Origin of the sequence: Armatimonas sp., assembly GCF_043760365.1 — a bacterium.
GTDB lineage: Bacteria > Armatimonadota > Armatimonadia > Armatimonadales > Armatimonadaceae > Armatimonas.
Map to the genome: position 1 here is coordinate 1 of NZ_JAYUPA010000781.1, position 9,689 is coordinate 9,689.

Annotated in this window: 11 protein-coding genes; 2 read left to right on the forward strand and 9 right to left on the reverse strand. The window is 58.3% G+C overall.

Features of this window, described 5'->3' with window-relative positions; translation table 11 throughout:
- Positions 1-565: aldehyde dehydrogenase family protein (locus ACH2EH_RS18735; protein WP_395144010.1), on the forward strand; the 565-nt coding region annotated here is incomplete at its 5' end.
- Here ACH2EH_RS18735 and ACH2EH_RS18740 read toward each other — a convergent pair.
- From ACH2EH_RS18740 to ACH2EH_RS18775, 8 genes are all read right to left on the reverse strand, one after another.
- Positions 562-1,137 carry a TMEM175 family protein gene (locus ACH2EH_RS18740; RefSeq protein ID WP_395144012.1) on the reverse strand — a complete coding sequence of 192 codons (576 nt, stop codon included), beginning with the start codon at positions 1,135-1,137 and terminating at the stop codon, positions 562-564. The genes ACH2EH_RS18735 and ACH2EH_RS18740 overlap by 4 nt on opposite strands.
- On the reverse strand, positions 1,134-1,685 hold the full coding sequence (locus ACH2EH_RS18745) for a GNAT family N-acetyltransferase (RefSeq protein WP_395144014.1): 552 nt from the start codon (positions 1,683-1,685) through the stop codon (positions 1,134-1,136). Before ACH2EH_RS18745 ends, ACH2EH_RS18740 begins: the two co-directional genes overlap by 4 nt.
- Positions 1,686-1,694: 9 nt before the next feature.
- Entirely contained in the window at positions 1,695-2,072 is a 378-nt protein-coding gene (locus ACH2EH_RS18750) for a hypothetical protein (protein WP_395144016.1), read from the reverse strand.
- Entirely contained in the window at positions 2,069-2,335 is a 267-nt protein-coding gene (locus tag ACH2EH_RS18755) for a hypothetical protein (RefSeq protein ID WP_395144018.1), read from the reverse strand. Before ACH2EH_RS18755 ends, ACH2EH_RS18750 begins: the two co-directional genes overlap by 4 nt.
- Before the next feature lie 26 nt (positions 2,336-2,361).
- Positions 2,362-4,743 (reverse strand): endonuclease MutS2, encoded by a 2,382-nt coding sequence (locus tag ACH2EH_RS18760; RefSeq protein ID WP_395144020.1) that lies wholly within the window; start codon positions 4,741-4,743, stop codon positions 2,362-2,364.
- Positions 4,744-4,776: 33 nt separating this feature from the next.
- Positions 4,777-5,142, reverse strand: a complete 366-nt coding sequence (locus tag ACH2EH_RS18765; RefSeq protein WP_395144021.1) for a clan AA aspartic protease — start codon at positions 5,140-5,142, stop codon at positions 4,777-4,779.
- A gap of 16 nt (positions 5,143-5,158) precedes the next feature.
- On the reverse strand, positions 5,159-5,491 hold the full coding sequence (locus ACH2EH_RS18770; protein ID WP_395144023.1) for a hypothetical protein: 333 nt from the start codon (positions 5,489-5,491) through the stop codon (positions 5,159-5,161).
- Positions 5,492-5,690: 199 nt separating this feature from the next.
- Entirely contained in the window at positions 5,691-6,311 is a 621-nt protein-coding gene (locus ACH2EH_RS18775) for a hypothetical protein (RefSeq protein WP_395144024.1), read from the reverse strand.
- A gap of 93 nt (positions 6,312-6,404) precedes the next feature.
- Here ACH2EH_RS18775 and ACH2EH_RS18780 point away from each other — a divergent pair, with 93 nt between their 5' ends.
- Positions 6,405-8,939, forward strand: coding sequence for a sugar phosphate nucleotidyltransferase (locus tag ACH2EH_RS18780; RefSeq protein WP_395144026.1), 2,535 nt, complete (start codon positions 6,405-6,407; stop codon positions 8,937-8,939).
- 16 nt (positions 8,940-8,955) lie between these two features.
- Here ACH2EH_RS18780 and ACH2EH_RS18785 read toward each other — a convergent pair.
- A partial coding sequence (locus ACH2EH_RS18785; protein WP_395144028.1) for a DUF933 domain-containing protein occupies positions 8,956-9,689 on the reverse strand: 734 nt, incomplete at its 5' end.

The following is a 9,689-nucleotide window of genomic DNA, read 5'->3' on the forward strand; positions in this document are numbered from 1 at the left end:
AGCAATGGCGAGCCTGATCGTGGGCAGCGCCGCCGATCCCGCGACCAATGTGCCACCGGTAGTAGATGCCGACTCGCAGGCACGGATCGAGCGCTACATCGAGATCGGCAAGCAAGAGGGCACGCTGATCGGGCAGAAAGCCGTTCCTGCGGAGCTTATTGGCACCGGCTACTACGTCGCGCCCAGTGCGTTTATAAACTGCCCCGCCGAGGGTAAGCTCTGCCAGGAAGAGGTCTTCGGCCCCGTGGTGGCGATTCTCAAGGCCGCCACGCTTGATGAGGCCCTAGCCATCGCCGATGGCACCATGTACGCACTGACCGGCGGGCTCTACTCGCGCTCCCCGAAGAATATCGAGCGCGTCCGTCGGGAGTTTCGCGTGGGCAACCTCTACATCAACCGCAAGATCACCGGAGCCGTGGTGGACCGGCAACCGTTTGGCGGAGCGCGAATGTCGGGCATCGGCAGCAAGGCAGGCGGGCCGGACTACCTCCAGCAGTTCCTCGTCCCCCGCACCATCACCGAGTCCGTCATGCGCCGTGGGTTCGCCCCGACCGAAGAGGGTTAGGAGATCAATGTTTTTTCGATCCGCTGATCCGGGATAAGCCACATCACCGCCACGGCACCGTAGAGCACCGCCGACGCAACCGGCACCCAGAACGCCAGCACGACGGCAATCAGGTAGAGAACGACGGAGATAATCCCTTTCACGTCTTTACCGATTGCCCGTGCCAGGTGCGAGTCGGTGCCCTGTGCGCGGATCAGCACCTGAGCCAGGACGTAGTACGCCACCCCAGAAAAGAGCAGAACCACTCCATAAAGCGCCACGGGCCGGGCGGCGAAGTGGTTCTCCCCCATCCAGCCAGTGGCAAACGAGACAAGAGAGAGCCAGAAGAGTAAGTGGAGATTCGCCCAGAGCACGCGCCCATCCACATGCCGCGCTGCCTGAAGCAGGTGGTGGTGGTTGTTCCAGTAGATTCCCAGAAACACAAAGCTCAGGGCGTAGCTCAGGAACTTATCCTTGAGCGAGAGCAGCGTCGCCCAGTCCGCCCCGTGCGGCACTTTCAGCTCCAGCACCATGATCGTAATCAAAATGGCGATCACACCATCGCTAAACGCTTCCAGCCTACCTTTGGTCATGCGGAGATTGTACCCTTGTCGGTAGATAACAACTCATACCAAAGCTCATCGGGCGCGACCCAGCCTGAGGCAACAAGAGCTGCTCTCCGATAGAGAGGAATTGGCTCAAGTCTAAGTTTCTCTATCATACGCTGGCAGGAAAGGTTTGTCTTTCTGCACCCCATCATGACTCGTGTGACTCGACGCTCCTCAAAGAGAAAAGGCAGGACTGGCTGGCATGCTTCTGTGCCATAGCCCTCGCCCTGCCACTCGTCGCTTATCACAATCCCTATCACTGCGAGATTCTCTCTAGACTTCGGGACTTTGTGCAACGTTAGAAAAAGTAACCCGATACATGCACCCATCGGGTTTGCGATGGCAAGAACGACGAAAGGCGAGAGAAGTGGTGGCTGCTGGACGAGAAGATGAAACAGTTCCTTCTGTCGTACATCGGGGACTTTGGGGCTCTTTGGATGGTGCACTTCGGGCGTATTGTAGAGAGGAAGGAATGCTGGCTCGTCACCTAGTTGCAGAGGGCGTATAATGAGTCGTTCAGTGGCGATTTCCATCTTGACTTTTTAAAGTGGCTGGAGCCTTATTTCGCCTTCGCCGGGGCCGATGATGTCGAGACAGAGCTGCCAGCCTTGCAAAAGCTCCATTCCGATAATGGGCTGTGTACCCAGTGCGGCGGCTAGAATAGGGCGAGCAAGTTTGCCTAAAAAGACACTCCCTGCGTGCAGATCTACGGAGACTTGACTGGCATCTGCTTGTTGGATTTCCATTGTCTCAATCGCTGGCCAACCTAAATCCGCAAGCACGACTGTGGGAAGAACCATTTCCAGAGTGCACCCTGTATCCACCAAAAAGCTCAGTTTCTGTAGAGTGTTATCGGCATGGAGGACATTCAGATCCAGAAGAGGAGCAAGTTTGTGGTTCAGCTTACCAACAAGCCTCATCCTGCACTGCCCACGTAGCCTGCTACCTGGGAACCAATACGAAGTGTGTAGAATCGTCCCTGTGGTTGCCGTTGACGCAACTTAAAAAGAGTTTCGCTATGATTATCGCCTACTTCCCAGTCAGTTGAAAATATGTCAATGCTGAGGTATTTGCCATTAGACTGTGGCTCTACCAAGCTATGAATCTGTTCCGCATAGATTTGTTGTCCTCTTTGACTCACTTCCGTAGCGGTGAGCGGTTCCGTTTCGAGTGTTGTGCTCATGGTGAGGTTATTCTATCGGAAAATCCCTACTGCCGCAGAACCAACTCGGTGGCTCCAGCACCGCCGAAATCCGGGTGGGCCATGGCGACGGATTGCACGCGGTTGTCGGTTTTGAGTGTCTCCCAGATGGCTTTTCGGAGCGCGCCCGTGCCCTTGCCGTGGACAATACGCACGTTGAGCAGCCCGGCGGCATAGGCATCATCAAGCCATTTATCTACCCGGGGCAGAGCAGCGTTGGCGCGCAGCCCGATCACCGTAAGCTCGTGGGAAACTTCCATGGCCTTGCTCATCGCGAGTGCGCTGGCATTACTGGTGCTCTTGATCTCCGGCGCAGGCGCCGCGGCGATCTCGATGCCGTTGAGCGTACGAAGCGCGGAGAGAGGAACCGTGACGCGCATCGCCCCAACTTGAACGGCAACTTCCTTGCCAATGGAGTCTGCCAAGACATTGCCGATGGCATTGCCCAGCGAGGTCACACGGACGCGTTCACCGCGTTTCAGAACCGTCGGAATCGGGGCCTCATCGAAGGGCAGCGGATCTTTCTCGTAGCCGATCTCCCCGATCAGCTCGTCGGTGGTGTCCTTCATCTTCTTGCGCGTGGACTGGGTCTTGCGGCCCTCTTTACCCATCCGCCGAAGCTCTCCGATGAGATTGTCCATCTTCTCGGTCTTCTGGCGGATCACGGCGCGGGCTTCTTCGGTAGCGCGCTCCTTGGCCTCGCGGCGTAGACTCTCTAAGTCTCTTAGGCGCTCCTCGTACTTGAGCTTCATCACATCGAGCTCTTTACGAAGCTTCTGGGCATTCTGGCGCTCGCTATCGGCACTGCGCTTGGCTGCCTCCAGACGGGACATGATCGTGGCGGCATCGGCACCGGCGCGCGACTGGTTCTCGATGGCAGCATCCACCACACGCGGCGGCATCCCGAGGCGGCGGGCGATATGAAACGCATTCGACGAGCCCGGAACACCCTGCAAGATGCGGTACGTGGGCCGCAGGGTCTCTAGATCAAACTCCACGGCGGCATTGTCTATTCCATCGCGACTGTAGGCGAACTCTTTAAGCTCGCCGTAGTGGGTGGTGGCAATGACCCGCGCATTGTGCGCCAGCAAGTCCCCCAGAATCGCCTTGGCGAGCGCAGCTCCCTCGCCGGGATCGGTCCCGGACCCCACCTCGTCCAGTAAGACCAGCGCTTGCGTCCCCAGTGACTTTAAGATCGTGACAATATTGCGAATGTGCGCCGAGAAGGTCGAGAGGCTGTGCGTGATGGACTGTTCATCACCAATATCGGCAAAGACTTGCGTAAAGTGTGCCAGCTCGGCGTGGCTGGCGGGAACGTGTAGCCCCGACTGCGCCATGAGGGTGAACAAACCAACCGTCTTGAGCGTGACGGTCTTGCCGCCCGTGTTGGGCCCGGTAATCAAGAGCGCTTTTGTGTGTTCATCGCCCAGATGGACATTGATCGGGACGGCGATCTCGGGATCGAGCAGAGGGTGCCGAGCCTCTTCGAGGACGACTCTGCCCACCTGATTGAGCTTGGGAGCGACACACTGAAAGTCATCGGCAAGTTTCGCTTTTGCGCTCGCGAGATCCAGCCCCGCGACGATCTCCACGGAGCTGTGGAGCTTTTCGCCAAGGCGCTTGACGCTCTCGGTGAGCTTTTGAAGGACTTTCTCGATCTCACGTTGCTCCAGCGCTTCAAGCTGCCGCAGCTCATTGTTGAGTTCCACCACGATCAGCGGCTCGATAAATACCGTCGCGCCCGTGCCCGATTGGTCGTGGACGATGCCCGGGACATGGCGCTTGAACTCCGATTTCACGGGAAGACAGCGTCGGCCATCGCGCAGAACGACGGTTGGGTCCATGAGCATCCCGCGTGTCACGGAGGAGTTGAGCACGGCATTGAGCTTCTCCTCGACACGTCGGTGAGTCACGCGCACTTTTGCCCGCGCCGTCGCCAGCGCGGGCGACGCGGAGTCTAAGACATCGCCGCTTCTTCCAATACACAGCTCAATCTGCGCCAGAAGCTGCGGAAACTCCTGAATTCCCTGCGCTCGGTCGGAGAGCAGCGGCGCTTTCTCGGCGTGACGCACGAGGAAGCTTTTAAGCTTACTCGCTCCCATTAGTGTGGAGACTAGCGTGAGAAACTCATGGGGCGTGAGGCTCTGTCCCACATCGGCGTGGGCGAGCGAGCGGCGGATATCATGAATGCCCCCCAGAGGAAACGGCCCGTGCGCCTCGGTGACTTTGCGTGCCTCGGTGGTCTCTTGCTGCCACTCTAAAATAAACGCAAACAGCGGCGTTGGGGCCAGCTCCCGCGCTCGCTCACCGCCCAGCGAACACGCCGTCCGCTCTGCCAGGAGCTTTCGTACCGCGTCAAACTCTAAAACCCGTAGGGAATGGTCATCCATAACACAAATCTATCGTTTCAGTCGGCGGTGCCGCTAAAGAGGTTCCACATTTACGATTCCCCCTTCATCAAACTCGGCCACAAGCCGATGTCCACGTAGCAACTGAACGCCAATCAGAGGTTCGTCCACCATTTCTACGACTTCAAAGTAGCGCTCTTTGTCTCCCCAGAGCCCACGTGCCAGATAGAGTTCGTATTCTTCCACGGTTCCATCAGCAAGACGAAAGCGATCCTGTCCCAGCTTTAGAAGGCGCAGCACACCGACCCAGTAGGGTGAGAGCTTAAGCTCACCGACAAAACCCGTGTCAATAATGCAGTCAATGGTGTGGGCAACGCCCGAGGCATCGTAGAGAGTGAGGGGGAGACGAGGTGTGTCTCCGCGAAAATACCCCTCGATCATAGCCTACGTCGGGATTTCATGAAAGAAAAGATTCCATTTGTTTGTCGTCGTACTCTTCTGAGTGTACAAACTGGCGGCGCAGGAGAGCAAAGCGCTCCGCGTAGCGCGTCTCTTCCTCGGTAGCAGGCCCAATACGGCGGCGGCGCAGACGGCCATCCTTGTATTTCTGGTGGAGAGCGAGCATGAGCGCAACGCTGTCTTTGCCCACTAGATAGTCCCCATTGCCGGGATGGATGACAATAAACTCACCGTTGTGCTCAGGCTCTAGTATCGGGCGTAGCTCTTCGTAGAGGCGATCCGCTTTGTGGGTATCCAGACCGTGAGCTAGAGCGGGGGTAAGTATAGTCATGCAGATATTTTACCGCCATAATAGCCCTATGCCAAAGACATGAGCAATAGTCACGGAGTTCTCAGGCCGCCCGTGGCGCGACTTTGCCGCGTGCTTTTCTGGAGGTGCAGGCTTGGCCAGCATAGTAGGAAAAAGTAGCATGGAGCAAGTAGCTCACGTCCAAAGAGGCAGAAGCGCTTCGCCGCGAGCTCCATTAGCTTTATTTCCCTGAGAGGCGACGGCGCTCAAAGAGCAGGTAGCCGATCAGAGCCGGATCGGAGCCGGTCATGGCACCGAGGCGCTCTAGTGTCCGGGAGAAGGCGCGCTCGTTTTGCTCGCCGCCCGTGCCTCCGAGCTTGTCCATCGCTTCCTCGACAATCGTGAGCGCCTCGCGCATGTAGCGCCCCTTGCCCGAGGCCATTGTCCGGTACTCAAAACTGCTCCAGAGCCGGTTGAGCTGATCGTAGACATCGTCCCAGGTTGCGGTATCGGCGGCGTGGGTCGGGTTTGCCGCAAGGCGATCTTGCTGCTGCTGCTGCATTTTGAGAAGGGCGACTTCCCCTGACTTAATCGCGTTCCATGCCTCAATCGTCGGTGAGTCTAAAACGCGCAGCTTCAGCTCCCGGTTGCCACTGACATGACGCAACGCCTGCTCGATCTTGAGCTGGGATTCATTCGACTTGAGTGTCCCCGAGAGGAGGCCATCAGTGCTGTTTATCCCAATCGCAAAGTTATTATCTTCCCAGGCAATGGGCACGCTCGCATCCAGTGCACGGTACATTCCAGGGGCCACCGCCGCCTGTTTCGCCAGTTCGACGACCTTAGTCCAAACGGACCTCATTTCAGCTTGATCTGCCATAGCGCCTTCACGATACCACAAAAATAGATTTCCCTGCACATGCCCCCCAGAGAGTGAGCGCGGTACAATGTGCCCATGAAAGCCGTTGTCATGGCAGGCGGCGAGGGAACACGGCTACGACCGCTCACCTCCAACCGGCCCAAACCTCTCGTCCCTATTCTCAATAAGCCTATCGCGCAACATATTTTTGAGCACTTGAAGCGCGCGGGCATCAATGACATTGTTGTCACGCTCTATTACTTGGGTGAGGAGATCCAGCGCTACTTTGGCGATGGCTCTGACATGGATGTCAACCTCATCTACTCTGTCGAAGAGACCCCACTGGGAACGGCGGGATCGGTCAAGCAGGCAGAGGAGCACCTCAACGACGGCACCTTTGTCATTGTCTCGGGCGATGCTCTGACGGACCTGGATATGGAGAAAGCGCTCGCCTTTCACAGAGCCAAGGGCGCAGAGGCCACTCTCGTCCTCAAGCCCGTTCCCAACCCCGTTGAGTTTGGAGTGGTGATGACCGAGCCCGATGGCCGGATTATCCGCTTCCTGGAAAAACCTGACAAAGCGCAGGTATTCTCTGACTCCGCCAATACGGGTATGTACATTCTGGAGCCGTCTGTCTTTGAGCTGATGGAGCACGGGAAAAATTACGACTGGTCGCAGGATATCTTCCCCCGTATGCTGGAGGAGGGTCGCCCCCTCTTTGGCTACTGTATGGAGGAGTACTGGTGTGATGTGGGCTCGCTGGAGCAGTACCGCCAGGCGCAGTACGAGATGCTCGACGGCCAGACGGCGCTACCCATTCCCGGTGCAAGCCACCCCAACCGGGTCTTTATCGGAGGCGGCACCGAGATTCACCCCACGGCCAAGATCATCGGCCCCGTCGCCATCGGCGCGGACTGTCGCGTGGGGCCGGGTGCGATCATCGGACCCGATGCCGTTCTGGGCGATGGCGCAATCATCGAAGCCAATGCCAAGATTGAGAAAGCGATCCTCTGGCGCTCCGCCTATGTAGGAACAGGGGCCCAGCTCACGGCCTGCACCATCTGTAACCATGTGCATATTGGCGATGGTGTCAAGATCGAAGAGAGCGCCGTGGTCGGGGATAAATGCTCCATCGAGGCGGGGGCGACCATTCGGGCACGTGTTAAGCTCTGGCCCGATAAGCTCATTGAGGAGCGCTCTGTTGTCACGGAGAGCCTTGTCTGGGGCGCGAAAGCCTACTCCAATCTCTTCCGTGGCCTGGGCGTGCCGGGCATTACCAACATTGAGCTAACCCCAGACTTCGCCGCCAAGCTGGGCGCCTCGTTTGGTGGCTTTTTGAAAAAAGGCGCGACGGTTGTGGTGAGCCGCGATGGGCACCCCGCGAGTCGTATGCTCAAGCGGGCTCTCATGGCGGGGCTGTCGTCGGTGGGTGTCAGTATGCTCGATGTCGAGGAGATGGCCCTGCCCGTTCTGCGCAATACGGTCCGCAGCAACCGCGCCAAGGGCGGTGTCCATGTGCGACAAGATCCGGATCACGCCGGTCGCACGCTTGTGGAGTTCTTCGACGAGCGGGGAATCTATCTCACGAAGAACAACGAGCGTAAGGTCGAGACGATCTTTTTCCGTGAAGACTACGGGCGTGTTCTCATGGACGAAGTCGGGACAATTAACCCGGCGCCCCGTCCCTTGGAGCAGTACACCCAGCTATTTCTAAAACAGATCGCCGCAAAAGACATCGAGCGCCAGGAGTTTACCGTCGTCATTGACTACGCCTACGGTTCGTCGCTTGCCCGCGTGCTCCCCCCGATCCTGGGCCAGCTCGGCTGTAAAGTCTTTGTCCTCAATCCCTATCCAGACTGGAAGCGCTTCCCCAAGAACGCCAAAGATCGAGAGGCACTTGTGGGGGCTCTGTCACAAGTGGTTCACCAGCAAAAAGCCGATCTCGGGGTCATGATTCACTCCGATGGGGAGCGCTTGGAGCTGGTGGATGAGAAAGGCAACGCGCTTAACCGAGCGCGTCTCCTCGCGACAATGGCCTCTATGGTGGCGCAGACAACGCGGGCGGGCGAGTGCAAGATAGCGGTTCCAATCAACGCCCCCTCGGCTCTGGAGCGCATTCTGTCTCACAGCGGCGGCACGGTCGTGCGTACCAAGACCGACCCACGCTTCTTGATGAATGTCGCCTCCGCCTCGGCAGAGAAGATCGTCATGGCGGGCGATCTGGCGGGTGGCTTTATCTTCCCCGGCACGGAGGAGGCGTTCCATCCCACGTTTGATGGCCTGCTCGCCTTTGTCAAAACACTGGAAATGATGGCGCTGCACCAGCACCGCCCGCTCAGCTCCTTTGTGGCCGAGCTTCCCGCAATGCACCTGGCGAGCCAGACACTTCCCTGCCCCCAGTCCGACAATGGGCGTGTGATGCGGATTCTCACGGAAGAGGCACAGAACGCGTCGGGTGAACTAGAGCTACTCGATGGGATTCGCGTGGTGGAGGCGCCCAATGCCTGGAGTTTGGTTCTCCCCGACCCCGCCGAGCCGCTGATCCACGTCCATAGCGAAGGCATCTCCGCCGCCGATGCCAACGCACGCACCCAGCGCTACTCGGATCGAATCGCGGAGCTAGTGAGCTAGAGCACTCGCTGGTGCTCTAGCCGCTACACAGAAACTCGACGACATCACCATCTTGCATGATGTAGTCTTTACCCTCGGTGCGGAGCCAGCCACGATCGCGCGCTGAGGCAATACTTCCCGCCTCGATGAACTTTTTCCAGTCAATCACCAGAGCACGGATGAAGGTGCGCTCTAAGTCCGTATGGATGACCCCAGCGGCCGTGGGAGCCTTGTCGCCCTGGCGGATCGTCCAGGCACGCACTTCTTTCTCTCCCGCCGTCAGAAAGGTCTGCAAGCCGAGGAGCCGGAAAGCGACTCGGACGAGGCTATTCATTCCTGGCTCACTCAGCCCGAGGTCATTGAGAAAGACCAGTGCCTCCTCGGGATCGAGCTCACCGAGCTCGGCTTCGATCTGCGCGGAAATGGCGACGACCTCCATGCCTTCTTCTTCGGCCATCTTTTTCAGGGCGGCATAGTGCGGGTTGCTGCCACCATCCGGCAAGTCCGAGTCGGGGACATTGGCGACATAGACCATGGGCTTGGCGGTGAGCAGGCCGGACTCTTTGTAGAACTTGGCCAGCGCCTCGGGATCGTTCCAGACGAATATCCGGGCGGGCTTGCCTTCACTCAGGTGCGCAACGAGGCTCTCGACCAGCGGTACCAGCAGGGCATCATCTTTGCTGGACTTTGCGTTTTTCTTCAGGCGATCCAGCCGTTTCTCCAGAATCTGCAAGTCCGCCAGCGCCAGCTCCAAGTTGATCGTCACCGCAT

Excerpts from the sequence above, each read along its gene's own strand:
- ACH2EH_RS18780 (WP_395144026.1), top strand. The coding sequence starts at position 6,405 with ATGAAAGCCGTTGTCATGGCAGGCGGCGAGGGAACACGGCTACGACCG.
- ACH2EH_RS18765 (WP_395144021.1), bottom strand. The coding sequence starts at position 5,142 with ATGATCGAGGGGTATTTTCGCGGAGACACACCTCGTCTCCCCCTCACT.
- ACH2EH_RS18740 (WP_395144012.1), bottom strand. The coding sequence starts at position 1,137 with ATGACCAAAGGTAGGCTGGAAGCGTTTAGCGATGGTGTGATCGCCATT.
- ACH2EH_RS18745 (WP_395144014.1), bottom strand. The coding sequence starts at position 1,685 with ATGGAAATCGCCACTGAACGACTCATTATACGCCCTCTGCAACTAGGT.
- ACH2EH_RS18775 (WP_395144024.1), bottom strand. The coding sequence starts at position 6,311 with ATGAGGTCCGTTTGGACTAAGGTCGTCGAACTGGCGAAACAGGCGGCG.
- ACH2EH_RS18770 (WP_395144023.1), bottom strand. The coding sequence starts at position 5,491 with ATGACTATACTTACCCCCGCTCTAGCTCACGGTCTGGATACCCACAAA.
- ACH2EH_RS18755 (WP_395144018.1), bottom strand. The coding sequence starts at position 2,335 with ATGAGCACAACACTCGAAACGGAACCGCTCACCGCTACGGAAGTGAGT.
- ACH2EH_RS18760 (WP_395144020.1), bottom strand. The coding sequence starts at position 4,743 with ATGGATGACCATTCCCTACGGGTTTTAGAGTTTGACGCGGTACGAAAG.
- ACH2EH_RS18750 (WP_395144016.1), bottom strand. The coding sequence starts at position 2,072 with ATGAGGCTTGTTGGTAAGCTGAACCACAAACTTGCTCCTCTTCTGGAT.